Raw genomic sequence first — 24,315 nt, forward strand, 5'->3', positions numbered from 1 at the left:
AGCTTGATGATTGCATAATTGGATGATTGGCTATTTCAGAGATGACGATATTGGATGGATGCAATGATCGCTCTGGACGTCGAGGCCGTGCGTGCTTTCGTAGCGATCGCCGATCTGGGCGGCTTCACCCGGGCGGCGGAAGCCCTGGGCGCCACTCAGAGCGCGATCAGCGTGAAGCTCAAGCGCCTCGAAGCGCGCCTTGGTCATCGACTTGTCGAGCGTACGCCGCGCTCGGTTCGCCTGTCGGCGCAGGGAGAGGTGTTCCTGGGGGCCGCGCGCGAGTTCCTGGCCGCCCATGAGCGAGCCATAGCCAGCCTGGCCGCGACCAGATGTCGTTTCGCCCTGGGCATCGCGGCCCATGTCGCCGGCCCCGAAGTCCCGGCGTTGCTGGCTCGGCTGAACGCTCACGACCCTTCGCTCACCATCGAGGTGCGACTGGAAAACTCTCGCGACCTCATCGACGCCTTCGACAGGGGAGAGATCGACGCGGCGATCATACGGCGAGAGGATGATCGTCGTGACGGCGAGGTTCTTGCCCCCGAACACTTTGGCTGGTTCGCCAGTCCGACTTTCGAACAGCGCCCGGGCGAGCCTATCCGCCTCGCGGCGCTGGCGCCGTCCTGCGGCGTCCGCGACATTGCAACCCGGGCGCTGGATGCAGCAGGTCTGCCTTGGATCGAGGTGTTTCTAGGTGGAGGCTCGTCCGTCGTGACCGCTGCTGTGTCGGCGGGCTTGGCCCTGTCGGCCTTTTCTCGCCGTTTGGCTCCCGCCGGCGCAGTCGAGGTGGGAGAGCGCTTCGGTCTGCCCGATCTGCCATCTTCGGAGATCGTTCTGCACTCGACGCTGACCGACGCTAAGTCCAAGGAGGCTTTGAGGATACTGGCTTCGGCGTTTCGCGATCATCGCATTGCCGTACCTTCGTTCGTGGGCTGACAAACATCGTCCTCTGGAGCCGGTTGGCGGCGCGATCCGATAACCAGAAGCAGCCCCAGGGGGAGCGCGGCGGCGGCGGCCGTCGCGGCGTTGACGATCAAGCCGGTCGAATAGCCGCCCGGCAGGTCGGCGAGAATCCCCATTACAAGGCGCCTAGGCTGGAAGCTCCGGCGATGTAGAAGGCCTGCAGGCCTAGGCAGCGTCCGAGCAGGGGCGAGGGGATCATCTGCTTGAGCAGTGGAATGGCGAGTTGGCTGACCGCGCCGGAGCTTGCGCCCAGCAGCACGCCGATGACCCAAACCGGCCATGTCGCCTCCGAGCCGTCGACAAGGCTCAGGCCGGCTACGGCGCTGGCCTGCAGGCCGATACAAGCGAAGATCACGGGGCCATAACCCCACACGATCGGCCAGCCATCCGGCGCCCAGAGATGCCGCTGCTCGCATCCAAACCTGCGAAGATCTGGGGGTCTTCATTGGTCTGGCTGACGCCCCTGAAGACGTAGTAGCCGTGCGCAACCAGAGCCAAGACGACGGATAGAGCCACGCAACGCGCGGAGTTGCATTACGACTGCAAGAGCATTGAATTTTCCTCGAAGTGTTTCAGTTCATCTCGCTATGACGCGTCTCTGTTGATGGCGTGTGGAGGCTGGTATTGGATCGCTTTTTGTATCGGATCATGCTCAGCGAATACGCGGGCGCGTGGTGAAGAGCCCAAAAGGTGCTCACGCAATCAACCCTCTATCGTCCCTGCGCTGCGTTCTCGAGTTCGGGGGTGGAAGGGACGCACCGGGATTGGGGGGAGTGCGTCCCTTCCTTAATCACAGCGCCTCGGAGGGAGCCGCCGCGATAGCCCACGCCGTCGCGTGGGATCTCGTCGAGACCGCCAGCGCGTCGCCGGGGGCCTCGTTGCTCTATGGTTGCACCGGCGTCGCCGGTCTCGCCCGTGGCTTAAGTCCCTCCGGTATGGCGGCCTCGTCGACCGTGAACGGCCGCGCGAGCATGACCTCATGGTCGTCCAGCCGTCGGAAGGCGTCGCCGTGGCTCGTACCCTTGCGGCCTATCTCGAACAGGGCGGTCATGGTCTGCTGGTCGAAAGCCAGCACCGAGGACTCGATGTTGTCGGGAATGGCGGCCAGGTGCATCTGCAGGCCGTTGCGGCGCGAGAAGGCGACAGTGGCGTTGAGGTGCGTGCGCAGAGAGGCTTTGCTCAGGGTGTCGAAGGTGCGGCCCAGGATCGGACCGATCCTGCCGGGCGTGACGCCGTCGTTGGGCGCCACGCGGCCGTTGACCACAACATAGAGCGCATGCATCGCATCGCTGGTCGGCCCTGCGTCTTCGGTCCTCAGCATCTGCGCCTCGGGGATGGCCAGAAAGGGCGTGGTGACGCCGCCGTCGACATGCATCTCGCTGATCACCGCGCCGTTTTGGTCGCGCGCGGCGATGAGGACGGGCGGAAAGACGCCTGGAATGGCGGCGGACGCCAGAAGCACCTCCTTGAACAGCTTGTGGGCTTCCGGCGAATTTTCCGACGCCAGCTTGCCCATGTCCCAGATGACGGTCTGCTGGCTGTCCAGGTTCGTCGTCGCCACCAGCAGGCGTCGGCCGGTGGCGTGCTCGCGGGCGATCGCGGCCAGCATCTGCGGCGTGACGTGTTCGTCGATCAGCTGGCGCAGGGCTTGGGCGCTGAACAGGCTAGGGCGCACCAGCGCCCCGAAGTTCCTCATGCTGAGCAGCCTGGTCGCGCCGGCGCCCGTGTAGGCGTCGCGCAGCTGGGCGTCCCATGCCGAGCCGAGGAAGGCGAACGGCGCGGCCAGGGCGCCGGTGCTGACGCCCGTGACAACGTCGAACCGCGGGCGATCGCCCCGCTCGCTCCAGCCGATCAAGACACCGGCCCCGTAGGCGCCGTTCGCGCCGCCGCCCGACAGGGCCAGCATCGCGACCGGACCAGGCCCTTCGAGCGTGGACGCCATCTGCGCGTCAAACGCTTCGAGGTCGTCCAGCTTGCCGGCGTCCATCCGCACGTCAGGCACGACCAGGGCGTGGCTGTCGGCGAAACGCGGCGGCCCCTGTGGGCGCGCCAGCGTGCCGCAGCCCGAAAGCAGCAGGCCCGCGACCAGGAGGGCGACGGCGCGGCGAAGAGGGGCAGTGCGAAGGGTCATTTTGCGTATCGTTTCCCGCTGGGTAGTGCGGCGGGGGATGTTCTAGCCGGCTCGGTTTGACCGGCTGTGGACGAACGATGGACGACGTGTGGAGGGCGGCGATGATCTCGCCGCCCAGATCCCGTCACCCGTAGGTCGCGCGCGCCATCGGGCCGCCCAGGGCCCGATAGAGGTTGATGGAAGCGACGGCCTGCTCCTGCCGAAGCTGGATCAGGGATTGCCGCGCGGCATGGAGGCTGCGCTGGGCGTCGAGCAGCTCGATGCGGTTTTCCACGCCAGCGCGGAAGCGGCGCTGGGACAAGTCCGCCCGGCGCTCGGCCGCGGCCACGACGCCGACCTGCGCCTCGATCTGGCCGCCGTAGGTGGCGCGGGCCGCAAGGCCGTCGGCGACCTCGCGGAACGCCGTCTGGACGGCCTTCTCGTAGTTGGCGACGGCCACGTTGCTGCGCACGTCGGCCAGGCTGTGCTGGGCGCGCAGCCGTCCGCCCTGGAACAGCGGCGCGGTGATCTGCGGCGTCCACGTCCAGGTGCGCGACGAACGGTCGAAAAGCTTGTCGAGATCACCGGAGGCGAAGCCGAACTGGCCCGTCAGGGACAGGGTCGGGAAGAAGGCGGCCTTGGCGGCGCGCACGTCGGCCTGGGCGCCCTTCAAGGCTTGTTCGGCACGGAGGATGTCCGGCCGCCGGGACAGTAGGTCCGACGGCAGGCCGGCGGCGATCTCCGTCAGCACCGGCTGCTCGGCCAGCGCCATGGGCGCGGGCAGGTCGGACGGCAGGGGCGCGCCGACGACCAGGGCCAGGGCGTTGAGGGCTTGGCGATGGCCGCGTTCGGCGGCCTCGAGTTCGGCCTGCGCGGTCCTGGCCTGGCCTTCGGCCTGGGCCAGATCGACGCCGTCCGACTGTCCGGCCTGTTTGAGCCGGCGGGTCAGGTCGAGCGACGCGGACCAGTCCTTGGCTGTCAGATGGGCCAGTTGCAGCCGCTCGTCCGCCGCCCGTTCGGCTAGGTAGGCCTCGACCACGGCCGAGACCAGCGTGAGGCGCGCGGCCCGAGCGCCTTCCTCGGCCGCCAGATAGGCGGCGAAGGCGCTTTGCGACTGGGCGCGCAGGCGGCCGAACAGGTCCAGTTCGAACGCCGTCAGCGACAGGCCGACGGTGGTCGTCTCCGGGAGCATGCCCTGCATCATCGGCTGGCGCGTGCCCGAGTGCTGGGCCCCGGCCTGGACCTGCGGGAAGAACGAGGCGTCCTGGGCGCGCAGTTGCGCCCGGGCGGCCTGGACTTCCAGCAGCGCGACGCGAAGGTCGCGGCTATCGGTCAACGACAGCGTGATCAGCCTGGCCAGCCGCGGATCGCGGACGACCGAGGTCCAGTCCTGGTCGGCGACGGCGACGCCGCCGGCGACGTCCGCGGCCGGGTAGGCCGCGGGCAGGACGGAGAGATCCGGCGTGCGGACCGGATAGGACTGGCAGGCGCCGAGCGTGAGGGCGACGGCCGCCGCCATGGCGAGGTGGGCTTTCGTCATGAGCAGGCTCCCTTGCCCGATTGGCCGCGCCCGAAGCGCGGAAGGCGGATGCGCTGAAGCTGGGCGCGCAGGTGGTCGACGCTCGTCAGCACGAAGACGAAGAAGACCGGGACGAAGAAGATCGCCAGGAAGGTCGCCGTCAGCATGCCGCCGAAGACGCCGGTGCCGATCGAGTGCTGGGTGGCCGCGCTGGCGCCGGCGGCGATCATCAGCGGCACGACGCCCAGCGTGAAGGCCAGCGACGTCATGATGATCGGGCGCAGGCGCAGGCGCGCCGACTCGATGGTGGCTTCGACCAGGCCCTTGCCGCTCTCCCGCAGTTGTTTGGCGAACTCGACGATCAGGATGGCGTTCTTGGCCGACAGGCCGATGATCGTGATCATGCCGACCTTGAAGAACACGTCGTTGGGCAGGCCCCGGATCATGGTGGCGGCCACCGCGCCGATCAGGCCCAGCGGGACCACGAGCATGACCGACAGCGGGATGGTCCAGCTCTCGTAGAGGGCGGCCAGCACCAGGAAGACCACCAGCATCGACAGCACCATCAGCATCGGCGCCTCGTTGCCGCTCTGGCGCTCCTGCAGCGACTGGCCGGTCCAGGTCACCGAGAAGCCGGGCGGCAGTTGCGCGGCCATGGCTTCCATCTCGGCCATGGCCTGGCCGCTCGACACGCCGGGGGCGGCGCTGCCGGCGATGCGCGAGGACAGATAGCCGTTGTAGCGGACCAGCTGCAGCGGGGTTTCTTCCCAGCGCGGGGTGACGAAGGCGCTGAGCGGGACCATGCCGCCGGCGCGGTTCTTCACATAGAGGCCCAGGACGTCCTGGATCTGCATGCGCGCGCTCGGTTCGGCCTGGACGATGACCTGTTGCATCCGGCCGTTGTTGGGAAAGTCGTTGACGTAGGCCGAGCCCATCGCCGCCGACAGCGTGCTGCTGATGGCGTCAAACGACACGCCCAGGGCCTCGGCCTTCTCGCGGTCGATGTCCAGGCGAACGCTGGCGCCGTCCGGCAGGCCGTCGGGATAGACCATGGCCAGCTTCGGATTGGCCGCGGCCAGTTCCAGCAGCTTGCCTTGGGCGGCGGCCAGGGCGGCCGAGCCTTGGCCCCGCACGTCCTGAAGACGCATGGCGAAGCCCGACGAGGTGCCCAGTTCCGAAATCGCCGGCGGGTTCAGGGCCATGACGGTCCCGTCCTTGACGCCGGCCATGGCTTCCTGGACCGAGGCGATCTCCTTGTGGACGGTCACGTCGCCGCGCTTGTCCCAGTCGATCAGGTTAGTGAACGCCATGGCGACGTTCTGGCCCGAGCCGGCGAAGCCGAAGCCGATGATCGAGGTGTTGCCCGAGACGCCCGGACGCTCGGCCAGGTGCGCTTCGTATTGCTTGATGACCGAACGGGTGCGCTCGACGGTGGCGTCGGACGGCAGGGTGATCATCGTCATGAAGCTGCCCTGGTCCTCGTCGGGCAGGAAGGCGCCCGGCAGGCGGGTGAAGGTCACGCCCAGCACGACCAGCAGGGCGACGAAGACCAGCATGGCCCGGCCCGTACGCTTGAGCAGGCGGGTGACGCCGTCGGCGTAGCCCTCGGTCATGCGGTCGAAGCTGCGGTTGAACCAGCCGAAGAAGCCCTTCTTCTCGTGGTGACCGGGCGCGATCGGCTTGAGGATCGTGGCGCACAGGGCCGGCGTCAGGGTCAGGGCCAGCAGGGCCGAGAACAGGATCGACGTCGCCATGGCCAGGCTGAACTGGCGATAGATCGCCCCGACCGAACCCGAGGCGAAGGCCATGGGGATAAAGACGGCCGACAGCACCAGGGTGATGCCGATGACCGCGCCGGTGATCTCCTTCATGGCCTTCTGGGTGGCCGCCTTGGGCGACAGGCCCTCGGTGGCCATGATCCGCTCGACGTTCTCGACCACGACGATGGCGTCGTCGACGATGATGCCGATGGCCAGCACCATGCCGAACATGGTCAGCACGTTGATCGAGAAGCCCGCCAGCAACATCACCGCAAGCGTGCCCAGAAGGGCGATCGGGGCGACGATCGACGGGATCAGTGTGTAGCGGACGTTCTGCAGGAACAGGAACATCACCAGGAACACCAGCACCATCGCCTCGATGAGGGTGTGCAGCACCTTCTCGATCGAGACCTTGACGAAGGGGGCGGTGTCGTAGGGGATCAGATAGCCCATGCCGGCAGGCATGGCAGGCGCCAGCTCCTGCATGCGAGCCTTGACGGCGTCGGCGGTCTTTACGGCGTTGGCGCCCGGCGCGAGCTGGACCGCGGCGATCGCCGAGGGCTGGCCATTGTCGGTCGATTCAAAAGCGTAGGTTTGGGAGCCCAGCTCGACGCGGGCTACGTCGCCAAGCGTCAGGCGCGAGCCGTCAGCGTTTGCGCGCAGGGTAATGGCCGAGAACTGCTCGGGTGTCTGCAACTGGCCCGAGGCGGTCAAAGGCACGCTGACCAGCTGGCCGGCGACCGACGGCGTGTCGCCCAGGCGGCCAGGCGCGAGCTGCTGGTTCTGGGCGGCGATGGCGGCGGTCACGTCGCTGAGCGCGACGTCGTAGGCGACCAGCTTCTGGGGATCGACCCAGATCCGCATGGCGCGTTCCGAGGCGAAGCTCTGGACCTTGCCGACGCCGGGCAGCCGCTGCAGCTCGTTGACCAGGTTGCGCGCCATGTAGTCCCCAAGCTCCTGGGGCTCGAAGGCGCCGTCCTTTGAGACGAGCGAGACCATCATCAGGAAGCCCGACGAGGCCGAGTCCACGGTGACGCCCGTCTGGCGCACGGCCTGGGGCAGGCGCGCCTCGACCGTCTTCAGGCGGTTCTGGACGTCGACCTGCGCCATCTGCGGGTCGGTGCCCGGCCCGAAGGTGACGGTGATGGTCGCGATGCCGGTCGTGTCGGCCGAGCTCTCGAAATAGAGCAGGTTCTTGACGCTGGAGAGCTCGCGCTCGATCGGCGCGATGACACTGTCGGTCAGGGCCTGGGTCGTGGCGCCGGGATAGGTCGCCGAGATCGAGACGCTGGGCGGGGCCACCGACGGAAACTGCGCGATCGGCAGGCGCGGGATGGCCAGCAGCCCGGCCAGGATGATGAAAATGGCCAGCACCCACGCGAAGACGGGGCGGTTGATGAAGAACTGGGACATGATGTCAGCTCTCGGTTCAGCGCTGCGACTGAGGCTGTGATTGGGGTTGGCCGGAGGCCGCCGACTTCCACGGCGAGGCCTTGACCGCGACGCCAGGCATCAGGCGATCACGGCCCTCGATGATCACGCGCTCGCCGGCGGCGAGACCGCTGAGCACCACGTACTGGCCGTCGACGACCGGCCCGACCGTGATCGGGCGAGGCTCGGGCGCGCCGGTTCCCTTCAGGACCATCACCTGCGGCTTGCCGGCGGCGAAGAACACGGCCTGCTGGGGGAGCCGGACCACGGTCTTGGGCGCGCCGCTGGGCAAACGCACGCGCACGAACATGCCCGGGAGCAGGTTGCGGCTCGGGTTGTCGACCAGCACCCGGGCGCGCAGGTCGCCCGTGCCAGGATCGACGACAAGTTCGGAGAACAGCAGCTTGCCGCGTTGGCCCGTGGCCGCTCCTTCGGCGTCGAGAATTTCGACCGCGTCGGCGCCGGCGCCGCCCGATTTCTGCAGTTCGAGCATACGCGCGGCCGGCTGGCGCACGTCGACGAACACCTGGTCGATCTGCTGCACCGTGGCCAGGGGGTCGGTTCCACCGACGCTGACCAGCGCGCCTTCGGTGACGGCTGATGCGCCGATGCGCCCCGAGATCGGCGAGGTGATGGTCGCGAAGTTCAGGTCCAGGCGGCGGCGCTGGGCCGTGGCGCGGGCGGCGGCGACGTCGGCCTCGGCCTGTTCGAAGGTTGCGACGGCGTTGTCGAACGACTGGCGGCTGACGGCGTCGACCTCGATCAGAGGCCGCAGGCGATCGACCTGGACGCGGGCCTGGTTGCGGGTCGCCTCGGCGCGGCGCTGGGCGGCGACGGCGCTGTCGAGATCGGCCTGGAACGGAGCGGGGTTGATCCGGAACAGCGGCGCGCCGGCGCGAACCTCGGCGCCTTCGGTGAACAGACGGCGCTGGATGAGGCCGCCGACCTGGGGCCGGATCTCGGCGATGCGATAGGCCACCACCCGACCGGGCAGGTCGTCGGTTAGCTGGACCGGAGCGGCGCCGGCGACCGCGAAGGTGACTTCGGCCACGGTCGGACCTTGTTCTCCGTTGTGGGAGCCGCCGCAGCCGGCCAGGGCGAGCGCCAGGCAAGCGGCTCCCCCAACGAGGATCATGCGCAAGGACGGGTTCATCGGCGTCGTTCTCCACTGGCGCGGACGGACGACCGCGCGATGACGCCGGGCAACTCGCATGGCATCGTTGGCGCTGTGTGGAGGGATTGTGGAGGAGCGATGGAGCGGACCGCGACGATCTGGCTCATGATCCGCGGCTATGCCAAGCAGCCGTCATGAACCCGCTTGCACTCATCGTTGAGGACGAGGCGGCGATCGCGGAGATCCTCGATCGCTATCTGGTCCGCGAAGGTTTCCGGACCGCCCGAGCCCACGACGGCCAGGTGGCGCTGGATCTTCACGCCCTGCTCAGGCCCGACATCGTCCTGCTCGATGTCGTGATGCCCAAGCTCGACGGCTGGGCCGTGCTGGGCGAGATCCGTCGGCGCGGGTCGACGCCCGTGGTGATGATGACCGCTCTGGACCAGGATATCGACAAGCTGCAGGGCCTGCGGATGGGCGCCGACGACTACGTGGTCAAGCCGTTCAGCCCGCCTGAAGTGGTCGCCCGCGTGCAGGCGGTGCTGAGGCGCACGGCCGGCATGGTTCCCGACCGGGTGATCCGACTGGGCGGGCTGGAGGTCGATCCGGTCAGCTACATCGTCTCGGTGCGGTCGAATGATGGGCTGAAACCCCTCGACCTGACCCTGACGGAGTTTCGCATCATCGAGTTCATGGCCCGTCACCCAAAGCGCGTGTTCACCCGCGGCGAACTGGTCGACGCCTGCCTGCCGGGCGAGGAAGTCCTGGAGCGCACCGTCGACAGCCACATGAGCAAGCTGCGCCACAAGCTGAAAACCGCTGGCTTGGGCGACGTGGTCAGCGGCGTGCGCGGCGTGGGCTACCGATTGGACATGCAGTGATGCTTGGACTGCAGGGTCTCACCCGCAAGGTCGCGATCTACATGACGATCGTGGCCATCGGCGGCCTGCTGTCGACGACTGTCGGTTGGGCGCTACTTTTCTGGTTGTTCGTCAGCCAGGGCCTGGCTGACGATATTCCCATGCACTTTCAGGCGGTGGACTACATCGCGCTGTCACTGTCGCTTGTGGTGGGTTTGGCGACCGCGCTGATCGCGGCGCGCAGCCTCACGCGTCGGATCGTTCAGCCGGTTGTTCAGGTCGCGGCCGCCGCCCGAAGTATCGCCGGCGGCGATCTGGCCGCCCGCGCGGACATAGGCGACCAAAGCCTCGGCGAGATCGCCGACCTGGTCGCCGACTTCAACCAGATGGCCGGGCGCTTGGAGATCTCCGTCGCCGAGGCCAACCAATGGAACGCGACGATCGCGCACGAACTGCGCACGCCCCTGACCATCTTGAACGGACTGCTGCAGGGCGCCGCCGACGGGGTGTTCGACAGGGACGACGCCTGGACTGCCATGCTGCGCGCTCAGGTCGACGGTCTGACGCGTCTGGTCGAGGACCTGCGTGTGCTGAGCCTGGAAGAAAGCGGTCATTTCTACTTGCGGCTCGAGGTCGTGAACCTGGCGTCGATCATCATGCCGCTGCGGGCTCTCTACGACCCGGTCCTTGCTCAGTCGGGGTTGTCGGCGCGGTGGACCGTTCCGGACGCCGAAGTGGTCGGCGATCCGTCCCGCATACGGCAGGCGGCGATGGCGCTGCTGGAGAACGCCCGCCTCCACGCGACGCCCGGCGCGCTTGAGATCACGGTCGAACTGGCCGGCGACGAAGCCTTGTTCAGCGTCGCGGATACAGGACCCGGCGTGCCCGAGGACATGGCCGCGAGCATCTTTGCTCCGTTCAAGCGTGGACGCGCCGACGGTAACGGTTCGGGCTTGGGGCTGGCGGTCGTGCGGTCGATCGCTCGCGCGCACGGCGGGGAAGCCACTCTTGGCCCCTCCGACTTCGGCGGGTCGCGCTTTGCGTTCTCCATCCCGCTCGCCCGCGACGGCGCCGAGCCCTGACGGCTTCCCCGATAGGCCGTCCTTCCTCGCCGCTCGTCTCCTTGTGGTCCCTTGGTAAAATCGATGGCCGTCCGCGCCAATCGCTGGCTTGTCCTGTTCCTAGTACTCGCCGCCTACCTGCCGATCGTGCTCGACATCATGATCCTGCACGTCGCGGTTCCCTTGTTCACCTCGGCCGTCGAGCCAGGTCGCGCGCTGACCGGCCAAAACCATCCGCGTTTCGCCGACCTCGGCAGTTTCTTCAGAATATCGCCCCTGTAGCGTCTAACCCGAAGGTCGTGTTCTTGGTGCTGTGGCAATGTCCGTTCATGGCGCTGGCCCGACTAGAAATACGGGTTCAGCGAACGGACGGAGCACCGGCGAGCATGCCCGACCGTCTTCCTCTCCGCGATAAGCCCTCGCCGCGATCGTGCCCTTCTGGCTATGAGTCCTGAGCCTAGCGTCCCTCGCCATGAAAGCGGCTGCGAAGCAGCCTGGGAGGTCGCTTCGCATCCTTGCCGATCCCACCAGCGTCAGTGGAGGGGCGCCGGCAGGCGGTACCACTGCAAGTACTTTGGCTGGCGGCGTCGGGCCGGGTGAGGATCACCAGAGCGCCGGGGCCGCCGTGCAGCCCAGGCGCCACGGCGATCTTGCTGGCGGCCAGGGGGAGGCGGCGCTTGAGCCGGCAGGATGCGGTCGTGGTTGAAGCCGACATCGCGGGGCGAGGCCCCCTCCAACACGCTCCTGATGCCGACGATCGCCCGCTCGCCCGCCACGGCGGGGTCGGTGCGGTACTTCCAGGCGATGAACGAGCCGTCCGTCAGCCGGGCTGTGGCTGCCTTCGCGGGCGGCGGGCTTCCTGCGGCGCGGCGACCGCGTGCGACTGATGGGGGCGCGATCTGATTTCGGCTCCTGAGGAGTCTGGATCATGAGGTGACCCGTATTGGCTGACGGACGAGAAGACGGCTCGGCTGGAGCCCTATTTCCCCAAGAGCCACGGCAAGCCTCGCGTGGATGGTCGCCGGGTGTCGATCGGGATCATCTTCGTCAACCGCAATGGGCTGCGTTGGCGGGACGTCCCGGCGGCCTATGGGCCGCACAAGACCCTCTAAAACCAGCGAGGCAGGCGTCTTCGTGCGGCTGATCGGACGCACCAAGGGCGGCATGAACACCAAGCTGCATGCCGTGACCGCCTAGGGTCCATCGCTCCTGCGCCTGGTGGGCTAAAGGCCCGCTTGCTGGAGAGATGCGAAGGTCAGCAAATGGCGCGAGCCAACCGTCGAGGTGATCTCCAGAAGAAGACCCGAGGCGGTTGGTTCTAGCGGCGCAAGGTGATGCCCAGCGACACCGCCCTTGGGCTCTCGCCATCGATCCGGCGACCGGCAACGAGATCGAGGTCGAAGCGACCGCCGCCCGGGTTCCAGCGCAGGCCTAGCTGGCCGCCAGGACCCCCGCCGCCACGGCGGAATCCCTCGGCCATCATGGTGACATCGTGGGGCAGCCCCAACTCGACCTGGGCGCCGGAGAAGACCGCGGTCCGCCGGGCAGCGATACGGCCGTAACTCCAGCCGGCGTTGAGATTGACGCGCAGCCGCTGGCTGACCGGGATGGTCATCGGGATCAACAGGCTGGCGCTCTCCAGCTGCCCAGCGCGCAAGCCATAGGCCGCCGAGCCGGCCAACCCTAGGCCAAGGCCCTTTTCCTCGGGCATCAGATTCAGCTTCAGGGCCGGGCCGGGCCGGGCCGATTAAGGTGTCTGACGTCCCATCGGCGGTCCAGGCATGCTGGAGACCCGCGCCCAGCTCCAGCCGAGGCCAAGCCTTGCGCGTGCAGGCCGGGGACAGGTTCGCCAAGCCCTGGCGCGGGGAGAACCGTGTCGTCCACGCTTCCAGGTGACAAACGCCCGGCGTCTCCACGGCCGCGTCGTCGACCACGTGCTCGTTGCCGGACGCCCACGCGGCTGGCGCGACGAAGAGGCTGGACGCGGCGATGGCCGCGCCCAGGAAAGTTTTCACGATCATGGTTCGTCCCCGGACCTAGACGGCGTCTTCCAGCGAGAAGCGATCGGCGCCCTCGTCGTAGGAGAAGACCTCGGCGTAGCGGCTCCAGTTGGTCACCGCCCGCAGGGTCTGGTCGGCGTAGTCGGGGGACATGAAGTCCTCCAGTTCGTCGCGGAAGCGGCGGGCGGGGGCGGCATGGCTGGGCCGGTCGTCCAGCACTCGGCGCACGTGGGCGGCCAGGGGGACGTGGGCCAGCAGCTGCTGGGCGAAGATCGACTTGCGTGCGTCGACATCGGCCTCGGCGTAGCGCCGGGCCGTGGGCGTCAGCACCAGGTCGCCCTCGCGCAGTTCGGCCAGGCGCAACAGCTGCAAGGTCTCGGCGATCGGAAAGAGCGCGTCGGCCTCGTACCGCAGCACCCGGGCCAGGTCGGGCATGTGCGCCCGGCCGTCGAACGGAGCGGCGCAAACCGCCTCGATCAGGCCGGCCATGACGTTGGTCGAGACGCGCGGCAGCACCATGCCAAGACCCATGCCGGGAAAGACCCCGTCGCGGGCGGCCGCCGCCCCCTGTTCGGGCCGGGTCATCTGGGCGTAGATCCGCTCGACCAGAGTCCGGAAGGCCGGATCCTGGCGGTTGCGCGGCTGGGGCAGGTCGACCTTGATCGTCGAAACCACCCGGCCCGGATTGGACGAGAACACCAGGATGCGGTCGCACATCAGCACGGCCTCCTCGATGTTGTGGGTGACCATCAGGATCGACTTGATCGGCATCCGGCCCTCATTCCACAGGTCGAGCAGGTCGGTGCGCAGGGTCTCGGCGGTCAGCACGTCAAGGGCCGAGAACGGCTCGTCCATCAGCAGGATCGAGGGATCGACCACCAGGGCGCGGGCCAGGCCCACGCGCTGGCGCATGCCGCCCGACAGCTCCTTGGGATAGGCGTTCTCGAAACCGTCCAGACCGATCAGGTCGATGGCCGCCAGGGCCCGGCGGCGGCGCTCGTCCGAACGCACGCCCTTGGCCTCCAGCCCGACCTCGACGTTCTGCAGCACGGTCAGCCAGGGGAAGAGCGCGAAGCTCTGGAACACCATGCTGACCGTGGTCGGGCCGTCCTCGCGCGGCGGGAAGACGATTTCGCCCGAGGTCGGCTTGATGAGGCCGGCGATCGACCGCAGCAGGGTCGACTTGCCCGAGCCCGAGCGGCCCAGCAGGCCGACGATCTCGTTCTCGTCGAGGGTCAGGTCGACATTGTCGAGCACCAGCAGGTTCGCGCCTTCGGCCTTGCCGTACAGGTGGCGGATGGCCTTGGCTTCGACCAGGGCGGGCGATTGGGTGGGGGTGAAGCAGGTCATGGATGCTCTCCCTTAGGCCAGACGGAGACGGCGCTCGGCGAAGCGGTACATCGGCCGCCAGAGCACGCGATTGAAGACGATGACGAAGACGGACATGACGGCCACGCCCAGAGCGACGCGGGCGCTGTCGCCGGCGGCGGTGGCCTTGGCGATGTAGGCGCCCAGGCCCGCGGCCTCGAGGCGCTGGTGCCCCCAGCTGACCGCCTCGGCGACGATGCTGGCGTTCCACGACCCGCCCGAGGCGGTGAGAGCGCCGGTCAAGTAGTAGGGAAAGATCCCCGGGATCGCGACCTGGCGCCACCACTGCCATCCCCTGAGGCCGAACATGCCGGCGGCCTCCTTCAGGTCGCCCGGAATGGCGCTGGCCCCGGCGATGACGTTGAACAGGATGTACCACTGGGTTCCCAGCACCATCAGCGGCGACAGCCAGATGTCGGGGTTCAGGCGCAGGGCGACGATGGCCGCCACCGCGAACGGGAACAGCACGTTGGCCGGGAAGGCCGCCAGGAACTGGGCGATCGGCTGCAGGCGCTCGGCCCAGGCCGGGCGCAGGCCGATCCAGACGCCGATCGGAACCCAGATGAGGGTGGCCAGGCCGATCAGCACGACGACGCGGACCAGGGTCGCCAGGCCCAGCAGCGAGACCTGGCCCAGGTCGCCAAGGGTCAGGCGCTGGTCGAGGAACGACCACAGCAGCCCGGCGCCGCCGACGACCGCGATGGCGACCAGCGCCAGCCAGAGGCCGTCCAGGACCCTGCCCAGCGCGGCGGGCGGAGCGGGCAGGCGCAGGGGCGGTAGGCGAACCAGCGGACGCAGGCCGGAGACGGCGCGGGGCAGCCTAACCAGCGGCCGGGCCAGCGAACGGATCCAGACGGCCCGGCGCAGCAGGTCGTATAGCCACGAGGCGGGGCGCTGCAGGCTGGCGGTCTGTTCGAAGCGGAACTTGTCGGCCCAGGCCACGACGGGACGGAACACCAGCTGGTCGTAGAGCACGATGACCACGGCCATGGCGGCCACGCCCATCGCCAGGGCCCGCATGTCCTGATGGGCGATGGCGACCGACAGCCACGAGCCGATCCCGGGCAGGGTGACGGTGGTGTCGCCCACGGTGATGGCCTCGGACGCCACGACGAAGAACCATCCTCCCGACATCGACATCATCACGTTCCAGACCAGGCCGGGCGTGGCGAACGGCAGCTCCAGCCGGACGAACCGGCGCCAGGGCGAGAAGCCGAACTGGCGGCTGACGTCGTCCAGATCGGCCGGGATGGTCCGCAGCGACTGATAGAAGCTGAAGGCCATGTTCCAGGCCTGGCTGGTGAAGATGGCGAAGATCGCCGCGCATTCCACGCCCAGCTGGCGGCCGGGGAACAGGCCCATGAAGAAGGTGACCGTAAAGGTCAGGAAGCCCAGCACCGGCACGGACTGCAGGATGTCGAGGGCGGGCGCGATCAGGAGTTCGGCCTTGCGGCTCTTGGCGGCCAGGGTGGCGACCGTGAACGTGAAGACGAGCGAGGCGAACAGGGCCACGAACATCCGCAGCGTCGTGCGCAGGGCGTATTCAGGCAGGCGAGCGGGATCCAGCGTGACCGGGGCGGCGTGCAGGGCCGCCAGGGGCTGGCTCATGTCCTCGGCCCCGCGCACGACCAGGACGGCCGCGGCAGCGAGCAGGAGGAAGGCGACCAGATCCGCCCACGAGGGGACGGTTCCGGCGCGAAGAAAGCGCGCGAGCGGACGCGCGGCCTTGAGGTCTCCGGAGAGGAAAACCATGGGGCTTGTCCTTGTGACTGTGGCCGCGACCGGCCGTCAGCAAGGAGCCCGTTGAACCCCTAGCGCGACGCCGTTCGCGGCGTGTTGGATCGACTGTGACTGTCGCTGGGCATGGGGTTTGGTTTCCATTGAAAGCGTCGTTGCTGCGTCGCGGCATCGAGCGCGGCGGCGGGATGCGCCCGTCGGCGGGCGTTGTCAAGCGGCGTCAAGAGGCGAAGACAAAAATGATCTCGCCTGGGCCTGAGGTCTCGTTCCCGGTACCAGGCCAATGTCTGCAACTGGCGTGGCCAAGCTGACCTAGCGATCCTTTTCCATGCACGCCGTTACTGTGCTTCTCAGTCACCGAAAGTTCTGGGAACAGGGAGCTGCCGCGCTGTCGCACATCGTCGATTAGGCGGCCTTGGCTAGCCGGCGGCGGGCTCCGCGAGATCGGCGGCGATCGCCCGCAGCGCTCGCACCACGGCGCTGCGTCGACGGTCCTGCTGGCAGACGAGGTAGCCGCGCAGAGGCTGCTCGCGCACCAGTCCCGACAGCGGGCGATAGACGATCCGAGGATCGGGCGGGCATTCCGACGAGAAGAACACGCTGACGCCCAGGCCCAGGGCGACGGCCTCGCGGATGGTTTCCCGGTTCTGCAGTTCGAGCGTTTCGCGCACCTCCACGCCGGCCGCCCCCAAGGCCTGTTCGGTGAAAGCTCGCGTCTTCGAAGTGGCTTCGCGGATCAGCAGCGTCTCTTCGGCCAGCCTTGCGATGGGCGTTGTCTCAAGGGCGGTCAGAGCGTGCCCCTTCGGCAGGGCGACCGCGAGGTGGTCGGTATAAAGCGGGTCATAGGTGAACTGGCCGTCGGCCGGGGGATCGCTGGCAACGGCCGCGTCGATCTCGGCCTCGGCCAGCCAGCGCATGGTCTCGCGGGCGTTGCCCATTCGCACCTGGACGCTGGTGTTGGGGCTCAGCGCCCGGAACCGGGCGACGACGCGGGCGACCTGCGGCGGGCAGTCGCCGCCGATCCGCAAGGACCCGCCGTCCAGACTGACGGCTTCGCCCAGCATGTCGTCGACATCGGCGGCGGCCGAGAACAGGCGCTCGGTCAGGGCGAACAGGTCCTGGCCCGCGCCTGTCAGCTTCAGGGGCGAGCGGCGGCTCTCGAACAGGTTGACGCCGTGCCGCTCCTCCAGCGCCTTCAATTGCTGGGACAGGGTGGGTTGGGCGACGTTCAGGCGACGCGCGGCGCGCGTGACGCTGCCTTCCTGAGCGATCGCGTGGAAGGCGCGCAGATGCTGGTAGTTGGCGGCCATGGTGGAGGATTCCCATAGGCGCTGGCCGTGACGGACGCGTGACGATCGAACCGTCACGAAGCGCGTCCATAGGCCAGGCCTATGACCCCCATCCAACCAAACGCTTGGCCTCGCCCGGCTCCGGCGCCCCATGAAGCCGCCGCCGGGACGGCAGGACGTCCCCGCTCACCGGAGACCAGGGGACACCGATGAAGACGCCATTCAAGACGCTGCTGAGCTGCGGCGCGGCCACGATCGCTCTGGTCGCCGGCCAGGCCCGGGCCGCCGACGAGCCCGCATCCGTCGACACCGTCGACACCGTGGTGGTCACCGCCGCGCCCGTCGCGCGCGGCAACGCCATCGTCAACGCCGACACCATCGCCGCCCAGCCGGCGGCCATGAACATCATCAACGCCATCCAGGACGTGCCCGGCGTTTCCATCCGGGGCTCGGACGCCTTCAACGCCGACCCGTGGACCTACGGCGTCAACATCCGCGGCTTCGACATCAACCTGCGCTCGTCGAAGATCGGCCAGACGATCGACGACATGCCGGCCTACAACGCCTCGTACTATCTGGGCGGCGCGCCGGCCCAGAAGTTCCTGATGAGCGAGAACGTCGCCCGCATCCAGATCGACCAGGGCACGACCAGCGTCGGCTCGGCCTCGGCTTCGGCCCTGGGCGGCACGATCGCCTACGTCACCCGCGATCCGAAGGAAGAGGCCGGCGGCCTGATCTCGATCAGCCTGGGCGACAACGAGGCCCGCCGCTACGCCGGCGTCTACGACACCGGCCGGGTGCTGGGCGGCTCCACCCGGGCCTACGCCGGCGTCGCGCGCTTCACCGCCTGCCGCTGGGTCTATCGCTGCAGCGACGGCAGCGGCTTCGACGAATGGCACGCCGAGGTCAAGTCGGTGACCGAGCTGGACAAGCTGACGATCACGGCCCGGCTGTCCTATGACGACGCGGTCGACGATCCGCTGATCGAGGCCTCGCGCTCGTTCCTCGACAGCACGACTGCGGGCGACGCCTCAGTGCCGGCCTGGACGACCATTCCGGCGGGCGTGAACGAGAACTGGGCCCACGCCTGGTCGGCGCACCGCGAGAACACCCTGGCCTACGTCAAGTTCGACTACGCCCTGAGCGACGCCGTCCAGTTCGAGGTCGCGCCCTACTATCATCAGCAGAAAGGGCAGGGGGACTGGGCGCCGCCCTACCAGCAGATCGCAGTCGATCCGAACGGAGTGCGCACCATCGCCGGCGGCACGGCGCCGGGCTCGAGCCGCAAGCGCGCCTATTACGGCTGGACCGACGCTTCGGGCCGCCAGCGGGCCGTCGTCCAGGGCTTCGACTATACCGACGTCGACGGCACGCGGATCACCTCGTCGCTGTGCTACGGCGCCGGCAACGTGGTGTCGGCGTCCTGTACGCCGCTGCAGACCTACCGCACCAGCCTCTACGCCCACGACCGCTACGGCTTTACGTCGAAGGCCAAGTTCGCCTTCGGCCAGCACAAGGTCGAGGCCGGCGTCTGGTACGAGAAGCTGGATCGCGACTTCGGCCGCGCCTGGCGCCAGATCGTCGATATCCGCAAGGGCCCGGCCTACTACGGGAGCCCGCAGCTGATCGACTTCCAGCAGCACTTCTCCACCGACCAGTGGAAGCTTTACGCCCAGGACACCTGGATGCTGGGCGACCTGACCCTGACCGGCGGGATGCAAAAGTACCTGATCGACATCGAGGGCGAGACCGAGGGCTGGGACGCCTATGGCAAGTCGGTAGCCCCGCTGCGCACCGCCCTGAACGCCGACTCCGACGTGCTGTTCAGCCTGGGCGCCCTGTACCGCGTCAACGACACCCTGCAGGCCTTCGCCGGCTTCTCGCAGAACTACGGCGCGGTGGGCGATTGGGCGCTGGAGAAGACCCAGACGGACACGTCGAAGCTGAAGTCCTCGGTCGCTGACGATTTCGAAGCCGGTCTGCGCTTCCATGGCAAGCGGTTCTCGGCCCAGGCGACGGCCTATTATATCGACTACAAGAACGCGATCACCTTCTACTCCGCCGACTTCATCACCGGCGGCCCGAGCGGCAGCGCCGGCGGCATCAACTACACGGCCGGCACCTCCGGGGCCTACGCCAACACCGGCAAGGGCGTGGAAAGCAAGGGCGTCGAGGCCAGCCTCGTCTACGACCTGACCGACGCCTTCACCTTCAACGCCGCCGTGACGCTGAACGACTCCGTCTACCAGGAGGCCTTCACTGGCGGCACGGCCAACGCCGGGTCGGTGAAGCCGGTGGCCAAGGGCAACGAGGTCCCCGGTTCGCCCAAGACCATGGTGTCGCTGGGCCTTGACTACAGTCGCGACAACTTCCGCGCCTCGATCCGCGGCAAGCACACCGGCAAGACCGCCGGCGACGCGCCCAACACCGCCAGCCTCTACCTCCCGGCCTACACCCTGGTGGATCTGTCGGCCGGCTATCGCCTGCCGCTGGAGGATGGCCGCGCCGTCGACCTGCAGCTCAACGTCACCAACCTGTTCGACGAGAAATACATCGGCGGGATGCTGGACGAGTTCACCCAACGCTACACGCGCGGCGCGCCGCGCACCGTCTCGGCCAGCCTGAACTTCAGCTTCTAGGCCGGCCCGGCCGCGCGGGGCGTGTTTGCAATCCCCTCGGACTCCCGCGCGGCCGCCCTTTCCTTCGTGATTTTGAAGCCGCCCGGGCGGCGCAGGACGATGATCTTGGAACAGCAATTCGATCTCGCCGTGGTCGGGGCCGGCATCGTGGGCCTCGCCCACGCCCTGGCCGCCGCCCGTCTTGGCAAGTGCGTCGTCGTCATCGACCGCGACGCCCAGGCCAACGGCGCCTCCGTCCGCAACTTCGGCTTTGTGACCGTCACCGGCCAGGCGAGGGGCGAGGTCTGGCGGCGCGCGCGGCGCTCGGCGCAGGTCTGGGACGAGATCGCCGGCCCCGCCGGGATCGAGGTGCTTCAACGCGGCCTGACCATGGTCGCCCGACGCCCCGAGGCTCGCGACGTGTTGCAGGCCTTCCTCGAGACCGAGATGGCCGAGGGCTGCGCCTGGCTCGGCGCCGACGCGCTAGAAGGTCGCTTGCCGGGGCAGGGCGAGGTGTTGGGCGCGCTGACCAGCACCGTCGACCTGCGCGTCGAATCCCGCACCGCCATCCCGCGTCTGGCCGCCTGGCTGGAGGCCGTCCACGGCGTGACCTTTCTGCGCGGCGTCGCCGTCCGTGACGTCGAGACCGGTCGGATCGAAACCTCGGCTGGCGTCGTGCGCGCCGAGACCATCGTGGTCTGTCCGGGGGACGACCTGGCGACGCTTTTCCCCGAGCATTTCGCTCGCGCCGAGGTCACGCGCTGCAAGCTTCAAATGATGCGTCTGGCGGCGCCCGGCTGGCGGCTGCCCGCGCCGGTGATGTCCGACCTCGGCCTCGTCCGCTACCTGGGCTACGCCGACCTGCCGCAGGCGGGCCCCTTGCGGGCGCGGTTGCACGCCGAGCAGGCCCGGCACCTCGAGCACGGCGTCCATCTGATCGTCGTGCAGAGCGCCGACGGCTCGCTGGTGGTCGGCGACAGCCACCATTACGCCGCCACGCCCGATCCCTTCGCCCGCGACGATGTCGACGCCCTGATCCTGGACGAGTTCGCCAAGGTGTTCGGCCAGGCGCCGCCGCCGGTGCTGGAGCGCTGGACGGGCACCTACGCCTCGGCCGCCGGCCACAGCCTCGCCGAAGCCCCGATGCCGCGCGTCCGTCTGGTGACGGTGACCAGTGGCACCGGCGCCTCGACCGCCTTCGGCCTCGCCGAAGAGGTGATCGCCGGCCTCTACGACCTGCCCCAGCAAGGAGCCGCCGCATGACCCACAGCCCCATCCGAGCCGTCGTCTTCGACTGGGCCGGCACCATGATCGACTTCGGCTGTCGCGCGCCTGTCTTAGCCTTGCGCGATGTCTTCTCCGAAGCGGGGATCGAGATCTCCGAGGCGGAGGCGCGGGCGGACATGGGCAAGGCCAAGCGCGATCATATCCGGGCGCTGCTGGCCATGCCGCGCATCGCCGACGCCTGGCGCGAGCATCATGGCGCGGCCTCGACCGAGGCCGATGTCGACCGCCTGCACGACGCCGTGGAGCCGAGAATGCGCGCCGCCGCCCGCGAGTGCGCGGCGCTGATCCCCGGCGCGGCCGAACTCGTTGCTGAGCTCCGCGCTAACGGTGTCCTGATCGGTTCGTCGACTGGCTACACCCGTCCGATGATGGCCGACATACTGCCGCTCGCCGCCGAGCAGGGCTACGCGCCGGACGTGGTGGTGTGCGCGGGCGAGACGCTGGAGGGGCGGCCTTCGCCGCTGATGATGTGGAAGGCCCTCGTCGAGCTAGGCGCTTGGCCGGCTTCGGCCTGCGTGAAGGTCGATGACGCCGTCGTCGGCATCGGCGAGGGGCTGTCCGCCGGCGCCTGGAGCATCGGCCTGTCGGCGTCCGGCAATGGCGTCGGCCTGTCGCACGAGGCCCTGGCGATCCTGCCCGAGCCTGACAGGCGGCAACGGATCGAGGCGTCGGCCCAAGCGCTGCGCGACGCCGGGGCGCACTATGTGGTCGAGACCGTGGCCGACCTGTCACCGGTTCTCGACGAGATCGCGACCCGGATCGCGGCGGGCAAGATCCCGCCGGCAGCGGTCCGATGACCGGTTCGGACCCCAGCAGCCGCCTGACGCGCGCCCTCGCGACCGCGCCGTCTTGGGCGTTTGCTCTCTATGGCGGTCTGGCGGCGTTCGCGGCCTATTTCTCGATGTACGCCTACCGAAAGCCCTTCGCTGCGGCCAGCTACGAGACCGTCGTCGGCTGGCCGTTCCGGGGCGATTTCAAGGTTGCCCTGGTCGTCGCTCAGGTGGCCGGCTACGCCCTGTCGAAGATCATCGGCATCAAGGTGATTTCGGAAATGCGGCCCGAAGGCCGGGCGCTGGCCATCCTGGCCCTGATCGGCGGGGCGGAACTGTCCCTGGTGGGTCTGGGCGCTGCGCCGTCGGTGTTCGGCCCCCTGGCGCTGTTCGCCAACGGGCTGTGCCTAGGCATGATCTGGGGCTTGGTGTTCGGCTTCCTTGAGGGGCGGCGACTGTCGGAAGTGCTGGGCGCCATGCTGTGCGCCAGCTTCATCCTGGCGTCCGGCGCAGTGAAGGCGGTCGGCAAGGCGCTGCTGCTGCAAGGCGTCGACGACCGCTGGATGCCGGCCCTGACCGGCCTGATCTTCGCGCCCCTGCTGCTGATCGCCGTGGCGGGCCTGAGCCAACTGCCGCCGCCCAGCGCCGCCGACGAGGCCGCGCGGATCCGCCGGGCGCCGATGGACGCCAAGGCGCGGGCCGTGCTCTGGGCGCGGCATGCGCCGGTCCTCGTCCTGCTGGTCGGCGTCTACGTGCTGCTGACCGCGCTGCGCGACTTCCGCGACAATTTCGCGGCCGAGATCTGGACCGAGCTGGGCTTCGACGGCGCCGCCTCGATCTTCGCCCTGTCGGAGATCCCCGTGGCGATCGTCGTGCTGGTGGGCCTGGCCCTGCTGATGCGGGTCGACGACAATCGTCGGGCGGTCGGTTTCAACCTAGGCTTCATCGCCGCCGGCCTGGGGGTTCTGGGCCTCTCCACCGCCGGCCATCAGCTGGGCCTGGTCGGACCCGTGACCTGGATGGTGGCGGGCGGCGCCGGTCTCTACATGGCCTACACGCCCTTCAACGGCATCCTGTTCGACCGGATGATCGCCGCCACTGGCAGCGTCGGCACCGCCGGCTTCCTGATCTATGTGGCCGACGCCAGCGGCTATGTCGGCAGCGTGGCGCTGCTGCTGGTGCGGACGTTCGGTCGGCTGGAGCTGAACCGGAGCCAATTCCTGTCCGGAGCGGCATACTTAACATGCATGCTCGGTCTTGTCGGAACCGCCTCGGCGCACGTGCTTCTGCGTAAGGCTGGCCGATCGCCTGGCGAAGTTGCCCCCTCGCTGGCGATCGAGGCGAAGCGCGGCTGAGGGCGAGGGCGAGTAGGGCTCAACGGGAAGGAGCCTGACGGATGTCAGATTCGGCCGAATTTGCCGGGATGCTGGAACAATCTCGCCTGGACCATCGGGAAGGTCGCTGCCTCAGCGGAGAGGAGGTTCAGAGTTCTTGGACCAGCTGATAGAGCGCATGGACCGGCACTATGAGCATATCAGTTCAAACGAAGAAAAGACGTTTCGAAACGAATAAAACGCCTGCTCCCGGCGAGAACAGGCGGAGGAGGGGGCGTTGCTCCGCTATTTCCCAATCCTACCGTTATTGATGGCGCGGTAAGTTTCGGGTTGATACGACCTCGTATGGGGGGAGGCCTCTTGTGGCGCGAGTGCGCGATTATATCGCCGATCGCAACGCCAGCGTTGTATGTCGACTCAATAAAGCCGGCCCGTAAGGATTGCGGGCTGAAGTATTCGAAATCGCCGCTCTCCAATCTAACTGCTTGGCAGCGCTTCTTGCCAAGATCACGAAGCTGATCTGCTGGCCGCTCAGGCCCAGAAATGGCCGCCGGCGATGCAATCTCGAATGTCAGCTGCGGCCTGGGTCAGCTTAGCCCGAAACGCATGACGACCCTGTGCAACGATCTTGGACAGTTGCAGCCAATATGGATGCGGAATTCGCGTTGGCGTCGCGATTGCAGGCAATTCGGAAAGCCGAGAACCCGCTCTGATCTTTCCTAGTTAGCTGCCCAGCACATGGCCGTGCTGGCGTAGCTCATTGGCTCCATTTTAGCTGCAAAACGCGGAATTACTTGCGCGTTCTATCCAATATGCCTGCACAACGTTGCTGGCGTGCATGTTGCCCAATTCCTCGCAGTGGGTTCGTGAGGTTGAAACAGTTGGGCGGGAGGCGGTTTGCCATCCCGCGTGAGCAGGAAGCAGGTTCGGCGCGTAGGGTTGGATGGAGCATGTGAGCTGGTCGTGCGGCCAACTTGGGTTCGGCCTCGAGCCCCCGGACTTGGTCATGGCTGGTCCCCCCCTAGGGTCCGTACTCAATAAGCGCTGGCGGTAATCGGGGGTTGCTGATTCAAGGCTTCTGAAAGGGAGCCTTGAGA

The 24,315-nt window shown here is 68.1% G+C and carries 17 protein-coding genes and 1 pseudogene; 9 read left to right on the forward strand and 9 right to left on the reverse strand.

Features of this window, described 5'->3' with window-relative positions; translation table 11 throughout:
* The first annotated feature begins 63 nt into the window (after positions 1-63).
* Positions 64-933, forward strand: a complete 870-nt coding sequence (locus tag V6S85_RS03630) for a LysR family transcriptional regulator (RefSeq protein ID WP_334348087.1) — start codon at positions 64-66, stop codon at positions 931-933.
* Between the two features lie 142 nt (positions 934-1,075).
* Here the strand turns inward: V6S85_RS03630 and V6S85_RS03635 are convergent, their stop codons facing one another.
* From V6S85_RS03635 to V6S85_RS03655, 5 genes are all read right to left on the reverse strand, one after another.
* Complete coding sequence (locus V6S85_RS03635) at positions 1,076-1,315, reverse strand: hypothetical protein (protein ID WP_334348088.1); 240 nt, start codon at positions 1,313-1,315, stop codon at positions 1,076-1,078.
* A 528-nt stretch (positions 1,316-1,843) separates the two neighbouring features.
* Positions 1,844-3,091 (reverse strand): patatin-like phospholipase family protein, encoded by a 1,248-nt coding sequence (locus tag V6S85_RS03640; RefSeq protein WP_334348089.1) that lies wholly within the window; start codon positions 3,089-3,091, stop codon positions 1,844-1,846.
* A 124-nt stretch (positions 3,092-3,215) separates the two neighbouring features.
* Positions 3,216-4,610, reverse strand: a complete 1,395-nt coding sequence (locus V6S85_RS03645; protein WP_334348090.1) for an efflux transporter outer membrane subunit — start codon at positions 4,608-4,610, stop codon at positions 3,216-3,218.
* Positions 4,607-7,762: a multidrug efflux RND transporter permease subunit gene (locus tag V6S85_RS03650; RefSeq protein ID WP_334348091.1), complete on the reverse strand. Its 3,156-nt coding sequence runs from the start codon at positions 7,760-7,762 to the stop codon at positions 4,607-4,609. Before V6S85_RS03650 ends, V6S85_RS03645 begins: the two co-directional genes overlap by 4 nt.
* 16 nt (positions 7,763-7,778) lie before the next feature.
* Positions 7,779-8,933 carry an efflux RND transporter periplasmic adaptor subunit gene (locus V6S85_RS03655; protein ID WP_334348092.1) on the reverse strand — a complete coding sequence of 385 codons (1,155 nt, stop codon included), beginning with the start codon at positions 8,931-8,933 and terminating at the stop codon, positions 7,779-7,781.
* 155 nt (positions 8,934-9,088) lie between these two features.
* On the opposite strand from V6S85_RS03655, the gene V6S85_RS03660 reads away from it, so the two are divergent.
* The 4 genes and pseudogenes from V6S85_RS03660 to V6S85_RS03675 form a co-directional block, all read left to right on the forward strand.
* Entirely contained in the window at positions 9,089-9,775 is a 687-nt protein-coding gene (locus V6S85_RS03660) for a response regulator (RefSeq protein WP_116563649.1), read from the forward strand.
* Positions 9,775-10,836 carry an ATP-binding protein gene (locus tag V6S85_RS03665; protein WP_334348093.1) on the forward strand — a complete coding sequence of 354 codons (1,062 nt, stop codon included), beginning with the start codon at positions 9,775-9,777 and terminating at the stop codon, positions 10,834-10,836. Before V6S85_RS03660 ends, V6S85_RS03665 begins: the two co-directional genes overlap by 1 nt.
* Positions 10,837-10,899: 63 nt before the next feature.
* Positions 10,900-11,097, forward strand: a complete 198-nt coding sequence (locus tag V6S85_RS03670) for a hypothetical protein (protein WP_334348094.1) — start codon at positions 10,900-10,902, stop codon at positions 11,095-11,097.
* Between the two features lie 665 nt (positions 11,098-11,762).
* Positions 11,763-12,006, forward strand: a pseudogene (locus tag V6S85_RS03675) (transposase); the annotation flags it as partial.
* A 127-nt stretch (positions 12,007-12,133) separates the two neighbouring features.
* Here the strand turns inward: V6S85_RS03675 and V6S85_RS03680 are convergent.
* The 4 genes from V6S85_RS03680 to V6S85_RS03695 all read right to left on the reverse strand — a co-directional run bounded on the left by V6S85_RS03680 (position 12,134) and on the right by V6S85_RS03695 (position 17,230).
* Positions 12,134-12,526 carry a hypothetical protein gene (locus V6S85_RS03680; RefSeq protein ID WP_334348095.1) on the reverse strand — a complete coding sequence of 131 codons (393 nt, stop codon included), beginning with the start codon at positions 12,524-12,526 and terminating at the stop codon, positions 12,134-12,136.
* A 325-nt stretch (positions 12,527-12,851) separates the two neighbouring features.
* A complete protein-coding gene (locus V6S85_RS03685) occupies positions 12,852-14,165 on the reverse strand; it encodes an ABC transporter ATP-binding protein (protein WP_334348096.1) in 1,314 nt (437 codons plus the stop codon).
* A 12-nt stretch (positions 14,166-14,177) separates the two neighbouring features.
* Positions 14,178-15,935: an ABC transporter permease gene (locus tag V6S85_RS03690; protein ID WP_334348097.1), complete on the reverse strand. Its 1,758-nt coding sequence runs from the start codon at positions 15,933-15,935 to the stop codon at positions 14,178-14,180.
* Between the two features lie 404 nt (positions 15,936-16,339).
* A complete protein-coding gene (locus V6S85_RS03695) occupies positions 16,340-17,230 on the reverse strand; it encodes a LysR substrate-binding domain-containing protein (protein WP_334348098.1) in 891 nt (296 codons plus the stop codon).
* A 188-nt stretch (positions 17,231-17,418) separates the two neighbouring features.
* Between V6S85_RS03695 and V6S85_RS03700 the strand changes: the two genes are divergently transcribed.
* The 4 genes from V6S85_RS03700 to V6S85_RS03715 all read left to right on the forward strand — a co-directional run bounded on the left by V6S85_RS03700 (position 17,419) and on the right by V6S85_RS03715 (position 23,239).
* On the forward strand, positions 17,419-19,848 hold the full coding sequence (locus V6S85_RS03700; RefSeq protein WP_334348099.1) for a TonB-dependent receptor: 2,430 nt from the start codon (positions 17,419-17,421) through the stop codon (positions 19,846-19,848).
* Between the two features lie 99 nt (positions 19,849-19,947).
* Positions 19,948-21,090: a TIGR03364 family FAD-dependent oxidoreductase gene (locus V6S85_RS03705; protein WP_334348100.1), complete on the forward strand. Its 1,143-nt coding sequence runs from the start codon at positions 19,948-19,950 to the stop codon at positions 21,088-21,090.
* Entirely contained in the window at positions 21,087-21,911 is an 825-nt protein-coding gene (gene phnX, locus V6S85_RS03710; protein ID WP_116563671.1) for a phosphonoacetaldehyde hydrolase, read from the forward strand. Before V6S85_RS03705 ends, phnX begins: the two co-directional genes overlap by 4 nt.
* The gene (locus V6S85_RS03715; protein ID WP_334348101.1) at positions 21,908-23,239 is read left to right on the forward strand and encodes a DUF5690 family protein; all 1,332 of its coding nucleotides are present in this window, start codon (positions 21,908-21,910) and stop codon (positions 23,237-23,239) included. The genes phnX and V6S85_RS03715 overlap by 4 nt, the downstream gene beginning before the upstream one ends.
* The last annotated feature ends 1,076 nt before the right edge of the window (positions 23,240-24,315 follow it).

It is taken from the genome of Caulobacter sp. CCNWLW153 (assembly GCF_036889365.1).
Classification (GTDB): domain Bacteria; phylum Pseudomonadota; class Alphaproteobacteria; order Caulobacterales; family Caulobacteraceae; genus Caulobacter; species Caulobacter radicis.